This is a genomic window from Flavobacterium sediminilitoris (assembly GCF_023008245.1).
Taxonomy (GTDB): domain Bacteria; phylum Bacteroidota; class Bacteroidia; order Flavobacteriales; family Flavobacteriaceae; genus Flavobacterium; species Flavobacterium sediminilitoris.
This window is the reverse complement of the sequence record NZ_CP090145.1, coordinates 2645530-2662974: the sequence shown is the minus strand read 5'-3', so window position 1 is coordinate 2662974 and position 17445 is coordinate 2645530. Positions and strand designations below refer to the sequence as shown.

Genomic DNA, 17445 nt, shown 5'->3' with positions numbered 1-17445 from the left:
AAAAATTTAAGAAATTACACCACTACCTAAAACTTCGTCATCTTTGTGCCAAGCTACAAATTGTCCTTCAGTAATTGCTGATTGAGGTTCATTAAACACAACATACATTCCATTTTCAAATTGATGTAATGTCGCTTTTTGTAAAGGTTGTCGATAACGAATACGAGCCATTACTTCCATTGTTTCATTAGGTTGTAAAGAAAGGTCTTCTCGTATCCAATGTACTTCTTCGTTTTTGATGAATAATGCTTTTTTATATAATCCTGGATGACTGCTTCCTTGACCTGTATAAATAATGTTTTTTTCAACATCTGTTTCAATAACAAATAGTGCTTCTTTTGTTCCTCCTACATTTAATCCTTTTCTTTGTCCTTTTGTAAAATAGTGAGCACCTTGGTGTTTTCCTACTACTTTTCCTCTTTCATTCGTGTAATCTCTATTTCTCGATTCGAATGCAAATGCTTCTTCTTCATTTGAAAATTTCATAGTCGTTTCATTAAAAATATCGGCATCTGATGATACTTCTATGATTATTCCTTCTTTTGGTTGTAATTTTTGCTGTAAAAATTCTGGTAAACGTACTTTCCCAATAAAGCAAAGTCCTTGTGAATCTTTCTTTTCTGCTGTAATCAAGTCTAATTTAGCTGCAATTTCTCTTACTTCAGGTTTTGTTAATTCACCAATAGGAAATAATGCTTTTGATAGTTGTTCTTGTGACAACTGACATAAGAAATAAGATTGGTCTTTATTGTCGTCTTTTCCTGCTAATAATTGATATACTTCTTCTCCATTATTTTCTATAATTCCTTTTCTACAGTAATGTCCTGTTGCTACATAATCAGCTCCTAATGACATTGCAATTTTCATGAATACATCAAATTTAATTTCTCTATTGCATAATACATCTGGATTTGGTGTTCTTCCTTGTTCATACTCTTTGAACATGTAATCAACAATTTTTTCTTTGTATTCTTCTGATAAATCTACTGTTTGAAAAGGTATTCCTAGCTTTTCAGCAACTAAAAGTGCATCATTACTATCTTCTAACCATGGACATTCATTTGAAATGGTCACTGAATCATCGTGCCAATTTTTCATAAAAAGTCCTATTACTTCATATCCTTGTTCTTGTAATAAATATGCTGCTACACTAGAATCTACTCCTCCTGAAAGTCCTACTACTACTCTTTTCATCTTTTTAAATTATTTTTTTTCACTTTCATTTTTCACTTTCAAATCTGAAGGATATAATTTTCCATCATCGCCACTTTTTAATTTAAAAGTCTTTCTGGTATCCTTTGATATTTTTTCTTTCTTGCTTAATTTTCCGTTTTCATATGTTTCCCAATATCCCCATTTTTTATCATTCTTGTATTGTCCTTTCAAACTTATCTTCCCTTCTCCATCATAATAAATTGCAACACCATTCAATTGTCCTTTTTTATAATTTGTTTCTTCTAAAATGGTCTCATTTTCTGCATACTTTTTATAAATTCCTTCTAATTTTCCATCTAAATAATTTGATTCTTCTGCTAAACTTCCATCTTTATAAAAAATTTTCTTTTTACCGTTTAATTTTCCTGATTTATAGTTTTCAATTGTCATCAACTGTTTACTTTCAAAATGATAGTATTTCCATTCTCCTTCTGGCACTTTATTTACTAATTTCCCTTCGCTAACTTTATCTTTCTTCTGATTGTAAAAAATAACATAACATGAACCATCTCCTTTAGAGAAATCGCGTGTAGCAATGATTGTTCCTTCTTTAGTATCATCAAAATAATTAAAAACTCCTATTTCTTTTCCATGATTAAAGCTACCTTCATATCGTGGTCTTTTAGATTTTTCATGATTTCCTTTCCACAAGCCATGGCGGTTACCTTTATCATCAAATTTGTTTATTTCTTCTTGAGAAAAAGTTGTAAAACAACATATAAGAAGGATAAAACTGGAAATTATTTTTTTTATTAACATTTATCTATATTTTTATTGGTTTAGAATGTGAAAGTATAAACTATATTTGACACACTCTTTTATACATTAAATAGCTTTTTTTTATTTAATATTTTTAGATTTGCTTAAACAATTGAATTACTATGAAAAACTTTGCAAAATTAATCAAATTAACTTTAATCGCTATAACATTTATAATGATGTTTTCTTGCTCTGATGATGACATTGTTACACCTGTTAGAAATAGTATTTCAGCGATCACATCTAAAAACCCTCAATTCAGCACGTTAATTGAAGCTTTAGACAAAACTGGTTTAACACAAACATTAGACCAAAATGGGCCTTTTACTTTTTTTGCTCCTACAAATGATGCTTTTGATACTTTTTTACTAGATAACGGTTTTTCTTCCATAAATGATATACCTGTTAACACATTAAAAGAAATAATATTAAATCATGTTGCTAATGAAAAAATGCTTTCAACAACATTTACAACAGGTTATATAAATTCATTAGCCAAAGGTTTTGCTTCTTCTACAAATAATTTAAGTTTATATCTTGATACTGGAGAGAACGGAGAAAACACAAAGATAAATGGAATTTCAATGATTATAAGAACTGATATTTTAGCTTCAAATGGTGTTATTCATGAAGTTGATAAAATAATAAATTTAGCAACTATAATTGATCATATAAAGGCAAATCCAACATTTTCTACTTTAGCAACTGCTGTAACAAGCACAGATAGCAATGGAAATGGATTTGGAGATCAAAGTGCTGTTTCAAATGCTTTAACAGAAAACACAATACCTTTAACAATATTTGCTCCTACAAATGATGCCTTTACAACTGCTACAACTGGAAGTGGCTTTGCGGTTGGAGCAACTCCATCTCAAGTTTCTACAATTTTACAATATCATGTTACTTCACTTGGAAATATATTATCTACATCTTTAACTGACGAACAAGTAATATCTATGATTACTGATCCATCACAAGATATTACAATTGATTTAAGCGAGCCTTCTATTCCTAAAATAACAGATCAGGCTACAACACAAGCTAATATTATAGCTCCTGTTAATATACAATGCTCAAATGGAATTATTCATACAATTGACAAAGTATTACAGCCAAATTTATAATGTATGAAAAATGAAAAAATCTCGATTTAGAATCTAAATCGAGATTTTTTTATGCTTGATTTTTCCCAAGTTCTTCCGCTCTTTTATTTGCTGATTTAATTCCTTTTTGAATATTATTTTGAATTTTATTTTGATTAAAAATTTCTAAAGCCGCTTCGGTAGTTCCTCCTTTAGATGAAACTTTAACAATCCATTCTTTTAATTCAATTTTACTTCGATTTTGCAATTGAACAGCTCCTATAAATGTTTGATTTACTAAGAACTCTGCTTCCGATTGTGTAAAACCTAATTCAATTGCTGCTTGAATCATAGCATTCATAAAATAAAAAACATAAGCTGGTCCACTTCCTGAAACTGCTGTAGCTGCATTTAACATTTCTTCTTTTTCAATATAAATTGATTTACCTGTAGTATTTATTAAATTTTGAATAATGAAAAGTTCCTTTCTATCAACGTTTGATGAGGCTGAAAAAACAGTCATTCCTAAGCCAATTTGAGTTGGAATATTAGGCATTGATCGCACTACTTTCTTACAGTTCAATTTATTTTGAATTGTCTCTATTGTAATTCCTGCCATAACAGATAGAATAACGTGTTCTTCTTTTATAAAAGGTTTAATATTTATTACTAAATCATTAAAATCTTGAGGTTTAACAGCTAAAATAATAATATCAACATCAAAAGTAATGAATGAAGGAATAAGATGAAAATTTGCTTTATCAATTGAAAGTCGTTGTTTCTTATCAACTTCGCTTCTGCTTAGAATAAAAATATCTTTTGAAGATACAAAGCCTGAACTTACAAAACTATTCGCGTAAGTTTGTCCCATATTTCCATAACCTATTATAAGTGTTTTCATGTTTTGTTTGTAATAAAAAACCCTGCAATATGCAGGGCTTTCAAAATTATTTTTTATTTGCGTTTTTTTGCGCTTCAGCTTGTTCCATCATTTCCCTCATTTTTCTTTGGAACTTACTTTCCTTTTTGGGTTTTGATTTATTTTCTTGAATTTTAGCTAAAATTTTATCTTCTTTTACAATGTAATTTTTAATTACTAACATAATTCCAATAGTAATTAAATTTGACACAAAATAATATAATGATAAACCAGATGCGTAGCTATTAAAGAAGAACAACATCATTAATGGTGAAATATAGAGCATTACTTTCATTATTTTCCCCATATCAGGCATTCCTTCTTGTGTAGGTGCGCTCATTTGCTGATCTCCTGTTGTCATTTTCATATAAAAGAAAATTGCTATAGCTGCTAATAATGCAAACAAACTTATATGATTTCCTGTAATGAATGTAATAACTGGAATATGTTGTTTCCAAGTTAAAATAGCATCATACGAAGATAAATCATCTGCCCAAAGGAATCCTTGTTGTCTTAAATCAAACATAGATGGGAAGAACTGAAACAATGCATAGAAAACAGGCATTTGCATTAATGCTGGTAAACATCCTGCCATAGGGTTTACTCCTGCTTTTGAATATAATTTCATTGTTTCTTGTTGTTTCTTCATTGCATTGTCTTTGAATTTTTCATTCAATTCTGCAATTTCTGGTCGTAAAACCTTCATTTTAGCTTGAGAAACATAAGATTTATATGTAACAGGTGACATTGCTATACGTACTAAAATAGTAAAAACAATGATTGCAATACCAAATGGTAAAAATCCGCTAATAAATCCAAATACTGGAATAAAAATATAACGGTTTATCCATCCGAAAATTCCCCAACCTAATGGCATTATTTCATCTAAATTTTTATCATATTTATTTAAAATATCGTATTTAGATGGTCCATAATACCAATTCATATTATAGTTTACAGCTCCATTTTTAACTTCTAATGGTAATTGAGCTACAAAATTCTTTGTAAAAATAGTATCTTTTTCTGTGTCTTCTACTAAATTATCTGATTTGAATTTTGCTGTTTTGAAAGGCGTATCTGTTAAAAGAATTGACGTGAATAAATGTTGTTTAAAAGCTATATAAGAAACGTCAATTGCTTCATCTTCTGAATCTTTTGCTGCATTTAAATAATCATCTTTTCCGTTTTCATATTCAAAAACTAATTCTGTATATCTGTTTTCGTAAGAAATACTTTTTTCATTACGATATGATTTTAATTGCCATTCTAAATCAATAGCTTTTGATGGATTGATTACATTTTCTAAACCTTGCGAGCGAATTGCAAAATCTAACATGTATTCTCCTGGTTTTAAAACATATCTATATTCTAAAAATTGATTTGGACCTGCTTTTAAACGCATTGTTACTACTTGATTTTCTCCTTCTTTTGAGAGTTTAGGCTCAAAGAATAAATCTTTTGTATGTAACACACGATTATCTGCTGTGCTAATTGCTAAGTCAAAATTAGCATTATTTTCTTGTATAAGTTTAATTGGTTTTTTTGAATCTTGTTCAAATTGATCAAATCCTAGTACTGTAGCTTCTACAATATATCCACCTTTATTTGCTATTTTTAAGGAAAGAACATCGTTTTTAATTTCTGTAAAATCGTTTTTTGCTGAAGGCAAAGTAGCTGAATAAGCAAATGATCCTAGTGTTTCTTTTGCTTTTGCTTGCGATAATGAATCCGTTCCAGAAGAAATTGTTTCAATGGCTTTGTCTGCAATTGTTTCAACTTCTTGTTTTTGCTCTTTCTTTGCTTGTTCTAATTTTTCTTTTTCCTTTAATTCTTCAGCAGTTGGTGTATTTGAATACATCATCCACATTAAAACTCCAGAGATTAATACAAATCCGATAATTGATTTAAAATCAAACTTTTTTTCTTCCATTTAAAATAGTATTCAGTTTACAGTAATAGTAAACAGTTATTTTTTATTTTTATGTTGAACCGCAGCAGCAACTAAACTCACAAAAAGTGGGTGTGGGTTTGCAACAGTACTTTTATATTCTGGATGGTATTGAACTCCTATAAAAAATGGGTGATTTTGTATTTCTACTACTTCAACTAAGCCCGTGTCTGGATTTAATCCTGAAGCTTTTAAACCAGCATTTTCTAATTCGTTTAAATACTTTCCGTTATATTCGTAACGATGACGATGACGTTCTAATATTTCTGTTTTTCCATAAATAGTATGTGCCAACGTATTTTCTTTCAAATTACATTTCCATGCTCCTAATCGCATGGTTCCTCCTTTATTTTCAATATTTTTTTGCTCTTCCATTAAATTAATAACTGGATGAGTTGTACTATCATTCATTTCAATTGAGTTTGCATCTGCATATCCTAATACATTTCTGGCAAACTCTATAACTGCCATTTGCATTCCTAAACAAATTCCTAAAAATGGAATATTATTTTCACGTGCATATTTAACTGTTTCTATTTTTCCTTCAATCCCTCTATTTCCAAATCCAGGAGCAACTAATATGCCATCTAATCCTTTTAATTGTTTTTCTGCCGTTTTGACATCTAAATACTCTGAATGTATTGAAATGACATTAACTTTTGTTTCATTGGCAGCACCTGCATGTATAAATGCTTCTAGTATTGATTTATAAGAATCTTGTAATTCTACATATTTCCCTACTAAACCAATATTTACTACATGTTTAGGGTTTTTATGTTTTTGTAAAAATTCATTCCAATTTTTTAAATCCGGAGTATTCTTTTCAGGCAATCCTAATTTTTTAAGGGTAACTTTATCTAATCCTTCTTCAAGCATTAAATTTGGAACATCATAAATTGTTGATGCATCTATAGATTGAATAACTGCTTCTTTTTTAACATTACAAAATAATGCTAATTTTTGACGTAAATCATCAGACAGTTCGTGTTCTGTTCTACATACAAGAATATCCGCTTTTATACCACTTTCCATTAATGTTTTAACAGAATGTTGTGTTGGTTTTGTTTTTAATTCTCCTGCTGCTGCTAAAAAAGGAACTAATGTTAAATGAATTACAATTCCATTTTCTTCTCCTAATTCCCATAATAATTGACGTACAGATTCTATATAAGGTAGAGATTCTATATCTCCTACTGTTCCTCCAATTTCAGTAATTACAATATCATAATCGCCACTTTGTCCTAATAGTTGCATACGTTGCTTAATCTCATTTGTAATATGAGGTACAACTTGAACTGTTTTTCCTAAAAACTCTCCCCTTCTTTCTTTTTCAATGACCGATAAATATACTCTTCCAGTAGTTACATTATTAGCTTGAGAAGTTGGTACATTTAGAAAACGCTCATAATGCCCTAAATCTAAATCTGTTTCTGCTCCATCATCTGTTACATAACATTCCCCATGTTCATAAGGGTTCAATGTCCCTGGATCTACATTTATATAGGGATCAAATTTTTGAATTGTTGCCCTATATCCTCTTGCTTGTAGCAATTTAGCTAAAGAAGCTGCTATAATTCCTTTTCCTAGGGAAGAAGTTACACCTCCTGTAACAAAAATATACTTTGTTTGATTCATTGTGTTGTGGTTTGTAGTTGTGTTCTGCTCATCTAATATAATTGTAAATCATTTAGATGATATGATAGTTACTATCTTCTTTATTAAAAAACGTGGCAAAAGTACAACTTAATTTGGGATTTTGATAATTTATAAATATGAAAATTGGGCTTTATTTCTAAAATTAAAGTATTAAAAATTAACTTTTTTTTCTATATTTGGCGAACTAACAATTAAAACTATAAAAAAATGGAAGTATCAAAGTTAAACAGATTTTTGGGTTATTTTATTGATGGTATAGTATCATATATTATTCCAGCAATTTTAGCATTTATAGCTGGGGCAACAGAGATGTATTGGCTTGTTTCTTTAAGCTATATCTTTTTAATCGCTTACCTTCTTCTAAGAGATGCACTATTTGGTGGGCAAAGTATTGGTAAAAAAGTAATGAAATACAAAGCTGTAAAAGAAGACGGTTCATCTTTAGACGGTGATTACATGGCTAGTATTATGAGAAATGTTACTTTATTCATACCTTTAGTTGATGCTATCTTAGTTTTAATAGACAAACCAAGATTAGGTGATAATATTGCAAAAACAAAAGTTGTTAACGTATAGTTTTCAAAACCATCTATATATAAAAATAAAGCTCCTTAATGGAGCTTATTTTTTTTTATTCTTGTGAGGTTCCTATTTCATTGATTTCATGATTTGAACTTTTTGGATTCTCTCCATATTCATTTCTTTTTTGTTCACCCTCAGTAGCAGCTAATATAATATTATAAATTGGAATTAATAAATACCAACCACTTTTACCAACATCATGCATTCTTCTTACTCCAACTGCTATAGAAGGTACTATTAATAATAGAGAATATATTAAATCTAATATTCCTGAATTTCCATTATTAAAAGTTAGTCCCGCTAAACCACTAATGAAGCCTAAGACAAAACTTATAATAAAATTTATTAGTACAAAATACCAATATTCCTTTCTCCTTGCTCTACCTTCAAAGTTTGAATAATTTTTTAAAACAACTTTTTTGAACCAATCAAACGCATTGTAATTGTGCTCTGTTTTTTCCATAATTTTAGTTTGTTAAAATTTTATTTTATCCAAAAATAAAAAAACAATAATTTGATTTTTATTTATAACAACAAACTTATTAACACTTAGGATTAATAACTCTTTATTTTTTGGAGAAATTTCTTCGAATATTTCTAATTAATTCTTCTAATCCGTTTAATTTTAGTTCATGAATTAGTTTTAATTGTTCGCCTAGTTGACCTTTTGGAAATCCTTTGTTACTATACCAAACAATATAATATTCTGGTAAATCAATAAGATAGTAATCTTTATATTTTCCAAAAGGCATTTTAGCATGTGCTAATTTTACGAGTTGTTCTTGGTTAGTCATTTCAATTTAAAATTTTATATAAAGAAAAGAGATTAAAAAATAATTCTAATCTCTTTTAAATATTCCTTATTTATGACTCATTATTTCCAGTTGAAAATAATTTCTTTTTTAATGTCTGGATGTAAGCTATAATGAACAGGACAAGTATTTGCTGTACGTTCTAAAATAGTCTTTGTTTTATCTTCTGGGTTGATATTCATATTAAAAGTTATATGAATTTCTGTAATTCTTCTAGGTTCTGTTCCCATTATTTTTGTTACTTCAGCAGTTGAACCTGATAAATCAACATTCAAATCGCGAGCTTTTATTCCCATTACGGTAAACATACAACTTCCTAATGCGTTTGCAACGGTATCAGTTGGTGAAAAGGCTTCTCCTTTACCATTATTATCTAATGGAGCATCTGAAATAATTTCTGAATTAGAACTTACATGTATAGACGAAGTTCTTAATTCTCCTAGATATGTTATTTTTGAGGTTGCCATCTATTTTACTTGTTTAATTGTTAAATCAGTATCATAATACATTAAATAGACTCCATTGTTTATTATATTTCCATTGTCATTTATATAATCAAATGAATTTTCAAAATATTCGGTTTTATAATTCTCTACAGATTTTGCAAATCCTTCTTCTTGGCAAATTCGCAATATTGTATCAAATGTAATATCAAATCCTTTTGAAGCTGGAACGCTTGGTGAAATACCATTTTCGTTTCTATATTTTTTATCAAATATTTTATCTGCTTCTAACTCTTCTTCATTTTTAGTTGAAGGGAATAACATATTTAATTCTGTTAAGTTTGCAATTGGAATATCTATATATTCAAAAGAATCATTCAGTTTAAAAACAACTAGTTGAACATCATAATCTCCTTTAATTTTCATTAAAAAATTAGTTGTATTCAATATTTGATTTGTAGTTTGTGATTCTATAATTACAAAATTCTTTTTCCCTTTTACAAGTAATGCTTTTAAGTTATTTAAATCAACTGCTCCACTTTCATTAAAAGCAGTATGTTTAACTTCAGGATAGTTTTTGATTAGAAAATCTTTTGTAGATTTTTTCTTAGCACTTATTACTGAAACTACATTTCCTTCCTTTTCTTTAAAGTATGCAAAAAGCTTACTTATCATATATTCTTCTGATGGAACTGCATTATAAAGGTTTGGTAATTTCATACCAACTTCTTTAGATAGAGGAGAAATTACTGGTGTATTATATTTTAATAAAAGTTCTGCTGTTGTCTCTGCATGAGAATTTTGGAAAGGTCCAATTACTGCATCTACATTTGAAAAATCATTATCTTTTATTAATTGTGCAATATTAGATGATGTTCTAGTACTTTCAACATTTAGAATTTTCACATTTACTGGCAATCCTAATACTTTTGCAGAATCTATCGCCATCATTGCTCCTGCATAAAAATCTAAAGTTAAATTTAGAAGAGGTGTATCTTTAATTTGTTGACGAATAGACGCTGTATTTTCATCTATTTTACTTAAATTGAATGGTAATAATAGTACTAAATTTCTTTTTTTATCTTTCTTAATTGTACTTAATAAGTTAACTAATGGTTTTTCTATAAAAAGAGAGTCTTGTTTTGAATCATTTGGTAATTTTAAAACCATGCCTTCTTTTAATCCTTCTTCGAGTTCTGGATTAAGCTTTATAAGTTCTTTTTGTGATAGTTTTAGTTCTTTTGATAAACTATATAAAGTTTGCTTTGGTTTTACAGTATATAATTTTGCGTCGTTAACCTGTGTTATTGTTTTTGAAGAAGCTTTTTTAAGTGTTAAAATTGTTCCTTCTTTTAATCCATCTTTACTATCTGGATTTTGTGCTATAATTTCATCAATTGAAATATTATATTTTGTTGCAATTCCGTATAATGTTTCTTTTGGCAGTACTTTATGAGAAAAAGTTTCTACTGTATTTTTCGTGTTTTGCACTTCTACATAATTCTCACTTACGGCTGACTTTTCTTTTCCAACAATTATTTCTTGTCCTTTTTTTAATCCATCCTTTAAAAGTTCTGAATTCCATTCTTGAATTTGAGCTACAGTAACTTCATATTCTTTTGCAATACTATATAGTGTTTCTTTTGATTTTACTTCATGAACAATATTTTTTGTTTCTGCTTCTGCTTTTGTTTCTTTAACTGTTCTTTTCGGGATTAATAATACCGTGTTTTCTTGAATACCGTTTTTAGCATCTGGATTTAGTCTATAAATATCAAATGGTGTTATTTGGTATTTTTTTGCAATACTAAAAATTGTTTCTCCTTTTTCAACATTGTGCTTTAAAAATGAGTCTTGTTTTGTTTTTGCAACACATGAAGAAAAAATGAACAAAACAAATAAAAGCTTGAAAATTCTCATAATTTTAATTATTAATCTTATTAAATAACTTGTCTATTTACTTTTTATTATATTTTAATTGTCAAAATCTATTCCAATTTTAATTCGACAATTGTAGTTTGGGCGTACAAAGGTAAACTTTCTTTCTTTTTTATTGTGTATAAAGTTTCTTCAAATGTTTTAAATTTTTGAGAATATATGTAATATGAAAAAGTATTGATGTCATAGAAAAAGCTTGTTTTTAGGTCACCTTCGTCTGACAATGCTCTTGTAAAACGATCTCTTTCCTCCGTATCTTGTGTAATCTTCAATACTAAATAAAACCCATTTTCTTCATCTTTTAAATTTGTAATGGTTTCCATAGCTGGAACTCTGTCTTTATTAAAATTACTCTTCTTAATTTCCATTCTAATATCTTCCAGTAACATTGGTTCTTCAACTACTTCTATTATTTTTTTATCTTGTCTTATTTTATTTTGATAACGTATCAATTTTTGAAGTGCAAGTCTATCATCGTATTCTCTAGCTGAAGCACTGTAAAATGTTGCTTTTTCTATACGTTTTGTGATCTCATATTCTTTTTCTTTTTCTAATCTTTCCATTTTAAAGAAAAGAGATTCATTTGTTTTATCACTATTTGCGTGTAATTCTTGTATCTTTCTTATTTGTTCTAATTCAGCTTCACGTTCAGCTTCGGCTTGTTTTACACTTTTGTTACGTCTTTTTAATTCTTGTTCTTGTTGTACGTTTACTCGTTGTACTTTGTTCATTAAATCGACATAATTCTTTCTAGATTCATTTAAGTCTCTTTTTAATTGAACAATCATTTTATTTGTTTCTATTCTATTGGCTTGAGATTCTTTTTGAAGCTTTTTATAAGTATCTACATCATCTATATTTGATTTTTTTAAATTATCTAAATCATTATACATATTCACTACTAATGAATCTAATTTTGATGATAGAATGTCTTGAACGTTTTTATTTGATTCTAATATTAATTTTAGTTTTTCAACTGAATTCCCTTTTGATTCATCAATTTCTTTCAGATCAACGTCTAATGAATTCAATTTTATAATTTTTTGATTCATTTCTTTTTGCACAATTAATTTATCTTCTAAATCTTCTATTTTAGAGTTTTGTGCTTTACTCTTTTCAATTATAGCTTGCTTTTCGGCTAATGCAACCATTAATTCTTCACGTTCATTCTTAGGTTTTATGCCCGACGAATTGATTGCTAATATAGTTCCTTCAACAAGTCCGTTTATAATTTCTGGATTTTGTATTTCTAATTGTTCTATAGAAATTTTATAGGTTTTTGAAATTGAATATTTTGTTTCACCAAGTATAACTTTATGAAATACTGTTTCATTTGTAATTATTCTTGGCTTTCCATCTAATGTTTTTTTCTTGTTAGGAATTTTTATTTTTTGCCCTGTTCGTAGTCCTTCTTTTAACACCTCTTCGTTTATATCTTCTAAGTCTTGAACAGATACATTATAGTTTCTAGCAATTCCAAATAGGGTTTCTTGTGATTGAACAATGTGTTCATTCTTATTTGAATTTAATTTTGATTGTTTTTTTTGAAGTTTTTCTGGAATTAAAATTACTTGTCCTATTTTAAGTGAATTATCTGTAAGATCTGTATTAATCTTTTTGATTTCATCAACTGAAACATTAAATTTCTTTGAAATAGAATACAATGTTTCTTTAGGTTGTATTGTGTAGTTATTTGTTTTAATTTCTTGGGCAAAAAGGAGGTTAGAGCATGCTAATAAAATTAAAATGTATTTCATGAATGAATGTTTGTTTGTTTTAAAAATTAAGAAAGTCATTACAAAGTTATTTATTGTAATGACTTTTCAAAGTTTTTTCAACTAAATATTATTCTTATTCCCATTCAATAGTTGCTGGTGGTTTTGAACTGATATCGTAAACGACTCTATTTACGCCTTTTACTTTATTAATAATTTCATTTGAAGTTTTCATTAAGAAATCATATGGTAAATGTACCCAGTCTGCTGTCATTCCATCTGTAGATTCAACCGCTCTAAGTGCAACTACTTTTTCATAAGTACGCTCATCTCCCATTACACCAACACTATTTACTGGAAGTAAAATAGCTCCTGCTTGCCATACTTTATCATATAAGCCATGTTCTTTTAATCCGTTTATAAAAATAGCATCTACTTCTTGAAGGATAGCTACTTTTTCTGGAGTGATATCACCTAAAATACGAATTGCTAAACCTGGACCTGGGAAAGGATGACGCCCTAATAATTCTGGATCAATTCCTAAAGTTGCTCCTACTCTACGTACTTCATCTTTAAACAACATACGCAATGGTTCTACGATTTTCAATTTCATAAAATCAGGTAAACCACCTACGTTATGATGTGATTTTATTGTAGCACTTGGTCCGCCAGTAGCTGAAACTGATTCTATAACATCAGGATATATTGTTCCTTGCCCTAAAAATTTAACATCAGTTAATTGATGAGCTTCATCATCAAAAACTTCAATAAAAGCATTACCAATTGCTTTACGTTTTGCTTCTGGATCATCTAATCCTGCTAAAGCATCATAAAAACGTTTAGATGCATCAACCCCTTTTACGTTTAATCCCATTCCTTTATATTGATCTAATACACTTTGGAATTCGTTTTTACGTAAAAGTCCATTATTAACAAATATGCAATATAGGTTTTCACCAATGGCTTTATTTAATAAAACTGCTGCAACAGTAGAATCTACTCCTCCAGACAATCCTAGAACTACTTTATCATTACCGATTTTTTCTTTCATTTCGGCAACAATTTCCTCAACAAAAGCATTTGGTGTAAAGGTTTGTGGTACTTCTGCAATTTTCACTAAGAAGTTTTCTAACATTTGTTTTCCGTCTGTTGAATGATATACTTCTGGGTGAAACTGAATCGCATAAGTAGTTTCTCCTTCTATTTTATAAGCTGCATTTTCAACATCTTTAGTACTTGCTAAACGCACAGCACCTGTTGGCAACGCTTTAATAGTATCTGAGTGACTCATCCAAACTTGGCTTCCTGCCGACACACCTTCTAAAAACACCTCATTTTCTTTAATATAAGAAAGATTTGCTCTTCCGTACTCACGAATATTTGAAGGCGCTACTTCTCCTCCTGAAAAATGGGCTAAATATTGTGCACCATAACAAACTGCCAATAATGGTTTTTTACCTCTAATTTCTGACAAATCTGGATGAGGAGCATCTTCTGCACGAACAGAGAATGGGCTTCCTGAAAGGATTACTGCTTTATAGCTTGATAAATCTTTTGGAGGATTATTATATGGAAAAATTTCACAAAAAATATTTAGCTCTCTTACTCTTCTCGCTATTAATTGCGTGTATTGTGAACCAAAATCTAAAATTAATACGTTGTGTTGCATTGTTGTACTTTTATTTTAAAAGTTTTGAGTTGTTATTGTTTTTTTTTTAAATACATTCGAATATTAAAAAAGATGCTGAAACAAGTTCAGCATGAAATTCTTTTAGTATTCAAAAGTTCCGTATTCACTATTTATAGTCAATTTTTTCTCATTTGAAGCTTCAACTCTTCCTACAATTTGAGCTTCTATATTAAATGATTTAGAAATTTCAATGATGTCAGTTGCTATGTTAGCAGGAACATAAATTTCCATACGATGACCACAATTGAATACTTGATACATTTCTTTCCAATTGGTTTTCGATTGTTCTTGTATTAACTTAAACAATGGTGGCACAGGAAATAAATTATCTTTTATAACATGAACATTATCTACAAAATGAAGTACTTTTGTTTGTGCTCCACCACTACAATGTACCATTCCATGAATTTTATCTGATTTATATTTTGATAAAATTTTCTTAATTACTGGTGCATAGGTTCTTGTAGGTGACAATACTAATTTTCCTGCATCGATTGGGCTATTTTCTACTACATCGGTTAATTGGGCTTGACCCGAATATACTAATTCATTAGGAACAGATGCATCATAGCTTTCAGGATATTTTTCGGCTAAATATTTAGCAAATACATCATGACGAGCAGAGGTTAATCCGTTGCTTCCCATTCCTCCATTATATTCCTTTTCATAGGTAGCTTGTCCGTAAGAGGCTAAACCTACAATTACATCTCCTGCTTGAATGTTTGCATTATCGATAACATCGATACGTTTTATTCTTGCTGTAACGGTAGAATCTACAATTATTGTTCTTACTAAATCACCTACATCGGCTGTTTCTCCTCCTGTTGAATGAATAGTTACACCATGTTGTTTTAAATCGGAGATTAATTCTTCTGTTCCATTAATAATTGCTGACAAAACTTCCGCAGGAATAACACTTTTATTTCTTCCAATTGTTGAAGAAAGTAAAATATTATCTGTTGCTCCTACACATAATAAATCGTCAATATTCATGATTAATGCATCTTGCGCAATTCCTTTCCAAACCGAAATATCACCTGTTTCTTTCCAATACATGTACGCTAATGCTGATTTTGTACCAGCACCATCTGCGTGCATAATAATACAGTAATCCTCGTCATTTGTTAAGTAATCAGGAATGATTTTACAGAATGCTTTTGGGAACAATCCTTTGTCAATGTTTTTGATGGCATTATGCACATCTTCCTTAGAAGCAGAAACTCCTCTAAGATTGTAGCGTTGGCTCGTTTCAGAACTCATTGAAAGTAGTGTTGTTTTAAACTGAAATTCTTCAGTTTGTAGTTGTTGTGCAAAGATAGTTTTTTAAATCAAAACTTAGAAATTTGAAATTAGAAAACTGTTTAAATTTTTACTTTAAAGACTCCTCCAACTAATTCTGAGTCATTATCAGGAAATAAAATATTAGTGAAACTAAATGAAGTATAGCATTCTTCCTGTTTAGATTCTACATTATATTTTAAGTTTACTTCTTTTATTAGCATTGTAGTTTGATTATTCAACGTAATCTTAACATCAATATTATTAGCATTAATTGTTGTTTTAGGATAGAGTTGAATTGTGTTAATTCCTTCAATAAAATTATAAGGTACTTCGTTTCCTATTACATCTGTTATTTTAATATCGCTTTCTGCAAATGTTTCGTTTTCAAAAACATTTTCATTTGTTGTCTCATCTATAATTTCGACAAAAAAAGTAGCTGGAACTGGATGTTTTCCTTCCAAACATTTATCTGAACAACTTAAAAAAAGTATGCTTATTAATGTTATACAAAATATTTTTTTCATAATTATTTTCTTATAATTTCTATTTCTACTCTTCTATTTGCTGCTGCTTGTTCTTCATTTTTTTCAGGAATTGGATACATAGGTTGAGTGACTCCAAATCCTGTAACTAATATTCTTTGTTGTGATACTCCTTTGACAACTAAAAATCGCCTTACTTGTTTGGCTCTTTCTAATGATAGGTTCCTTCTGTCTTCATCTACACAACAAATATGTCCTTGTATCTGTATTTTTAAACTTGGATTGTTTTGCATTACAAATAATAAATCATATAGTGCTGCATTTGACTCTTGTGTAATTGCAAATGTATTTTGATAAAAATTGATGTTTTTTAAAATTATTTTATCTCCTACTTTTGCATGCTTTACTTTTTCATGAAGTGGTGCATTTTCATCAACAACTATTGCAACTGTATCTATTTCTTTTTCTTCAATTCCTAGGATTTCGTTTTCTTTATGCAGATCTTCTTCAAGAATATAATAAATAGTAGCTTTTCTGTTTTCTGCTTTATTTCCTGAATGGGCAAATTTTTCTCCAAAACTTCTTGTTTTAAAGTCTTCTCTTATTTGAACTTCTTTCTTTATAAAATTATGGATAAAACTGACTCTTTTTTGTGCTAAACTATCATTATAACTAGAAGATCCTACTTCATCTGTGTAACCGTTTATAGCTACAATTTTTGATGTTTTATTTTTTGCAATCCAATCTTTTAGTTTTATTTCTTCTTGAGTTGTTAAATCATACTTATCACTTTCAAAAAATACAGAAAATTGCTCTTGTGCAAAAAGTGTATTAATAAGAAGTATAAATATTATTAAAAAGCGAACTCTCATAATTGTATTTTTTTACGAAGTAACAACTTTTAAATTATATATAAAAGTGTG

The 17445-nt window shown here is 28.9% G+C and carries 16 protein-coding genes; 2 read left to right on the top strand and 14 right to left on the bottom strand.

Annotation, left to right across the window (positions count from 1 at the left end):
* Nucleotides 1–6 precede the first annotated feature (6 nt).
* Nucleotides 7–1194, bottom strand: a complete 1188-nt coding sequence (mnmA, locus tag LXD69_RS12190) for a tRNA 2-thiouridine(34) synthase MnmA (RefSeq protein WP_045966729.1) — start codon at nucleotides 1192–1194, stop codon at nucleotides 7–9.
* A gap of 9 nt (nucleotides 1195–1203) precedes the next feature.
* The gene (locus tag LXD69_RS12185; protein ID WP_246915623.1) at nucleotides 1204–1974 is read right to left on the bottom strand and encodes a toxin-antitoxin system YwqK family antitoxin; all 771 of its coding nucleotides are present in this window, start codon (nucleotides 1972–1974) and stop codon (nucleotides 1204–1206) included.
* 122 nt (nucleotides 1975–2096) lie between these two features.
* On the opposite strand from LXD69_RS12185, the gene LXD69_RS12180 reads away from it, so the two are divergent.
* Entirely contained in the window at nucleotides 2097–3098 is a 1002-nt protein-coding gene (locus LXD69_RS12180) for a fasciclin domain-containing protein (RefSeq protein ID WP_246915622.1), read from the top strand.
* 49 nt (nucleotides 3099–3147) lie between these two features.
* On the opposite strand, the gene proC is transcribed toward LXD69_RS12180, so the two are convergent.
* From proC to LXD69_RS12165, 3 genes are read right to left on the bottom strand one after another with little or no spacing between them, the layout of a single operon-like run.
* On the bottom strand, nucleotides 3148–3957 hold the full coding sequence (gene proC, locus LXD69_RS12175) for a pyrroline-5-carboxylate reductase (RefSeq protein WP_045966726.1): 810 nt from the start codon (nucleotides 3955–3957) through the stop codon (nucleotides 3148–3150).
* A gap of 46 nt (nucleotides 3958–4003) precedes the next feature.
* Nucleotides 4004–5905: a membrane protein insertase YidC gene (gene yidC, locus LXD69_RS12170; protein WP_045966725.1), complete on the bottom strand. Its 1902-nt coding sequence runs from the start codon at nucleotides 5903–5905 to the stop codon at nucleotides 4004–4006.
* Between the two features lie 36 nt (nucleotides 5906–5941).
* Entirely contained in the window at nucleotides 5942–7558 is a 1617-nt protein-coding gene (locus tag LXD69_RS12165) for a CTP synthase (protein WP_045966723.1), read from the bottom strand.
* Nucleotides 7559–7786: 228 nt separating this feature from the next.
* Between LXD69_RS12165 and LXD69_RS12160 the strand changes: the two genes are divergently transcribed.
* Nucleotides 7787–8155 (top strand): RDD family protein, encoded by a 369-nt coding sequence (locus LXD69_RS12160; protein ID WP_246915621.1) that lies wholly within the window; start codon nucleotides 7787–7789, stop codon nucleotides 8153–8155.
* Nucleotides 8156–8210: 55 nt separating this feature from the next.
* Here LXD69_RS12160 and LXD69_RS12155 read toward each other — a convergent pair whose 3' ends face one another.
* From LXD69_RS12155 to LXD69_RS12115, 9 genes are all read right to left on the bottom strand, one after another.
* A complete protein-coding gene (locus tag LXD69_RS12155; protein ID WP_246915620.1) occupies nucleotides 8211–8624 on the bottom strand; it encodes a DUF805 domain-containing protein in 414 nt (137 codons plus the stop codon).
* A 103-nt stretch (nucleotides 8625–8727) separates the two neighbouring features.
* Nucleotides 8728–8955: a DUF3820 family protein gene (locus LXD69_RS12150; RefSeq protein ID WP_246915619.1), complete on the bottom strand. Its 228-nt coding sequence runs from the start codon at nucleotides 8953–8955 to the stop codon at nucleotides 8728–8730.
* 80 nt (nucleotides 8956–9035) lie between these two features.
* Complete coding sequence (locus LXD69_RS12145) at nucleotides 9036–9440, bottom strand: OsmC family protein (protein WP_045966718.1); 405 nt, start codon at nucleotides 9438–9440, stop codon at nucleotides 9036–9038.
* Nucleotides 9441–11336 (bottom strand): PBP1 and LysM peptidoglycan-binding domain-containing protein, encoded by a 1896-nt coding sequence (locus LXD69_RS12140; RefSeq protein WP_045966716.1) that lies wholly within the window; start codon nucleotides 11334–11336, stop codon nucleotides 9441–9443.
* A gap of 68 nt (nucleotides 11337–11404) precedes the next feature.
* Complete coding sequence (locus LXD69_RS12135) at nucleotides 11405–13111, bottom strand: LysM peptidoglycan-binding domain-containing protein (RefSeq protein WP_246915618.1); 1707 nt, start codon at nucleotides 13109–13111, stop codon at nucleotides 11405–11407.
* A 94-nt stretch (nucleotides 13112–13205) separates the two neighbouring features.
* Complete coding sequence (guaA, locus tag LXD69_RS12130) at nucleotides 13206–14738, bottom strand: glutamine-hydrolyzing GMP synthase (RefSeq protein ID WP_246915617.1); 1533 nt, start codon at nucleotides 14736–14738, stop codon at nucleotides 13206–13208.
* 102 nt (nucleotides 14739–14840) lie between these two features.
* Nucleotides 14841–16019: an AIR synthase related protein gene (locus LXD69_RS12125; RefSeq protein WP_246915616.1), complete on the bottom strand. Its 1179-nt coding sequence runs from the start codon at nucleotides 16017–16019 to the stop codon at nucleotides 14841–14843.
* Nucleotides 16020–16120: 101 nt separating this feature from the next.
* Nucleotides 16121–16564: a hypothetical protein gene (locus LXD69_RS12120; RefSeq protein ID WP_152640674.1), complete on the bottom strand. Its 444-nt coding sequence runs from the start codon at nucleotides 16562–16564 to the stop codon at nucleotides 16121–16123.
* 2 nt (nucleotides 16565–16566) lie between these two features.
* Complete coding sequence (locus LXD69_RS12115; protein WP_045966708.1) at nucleotides 16567–17394, bottom strand: OmpA family protein; 828 nt, start codon at nucleotides 17392–17394, stop codon at nucleotides 16567–16569.
* Nucleotides 17395–17445 lie beyond the last annotated feature (51 nt).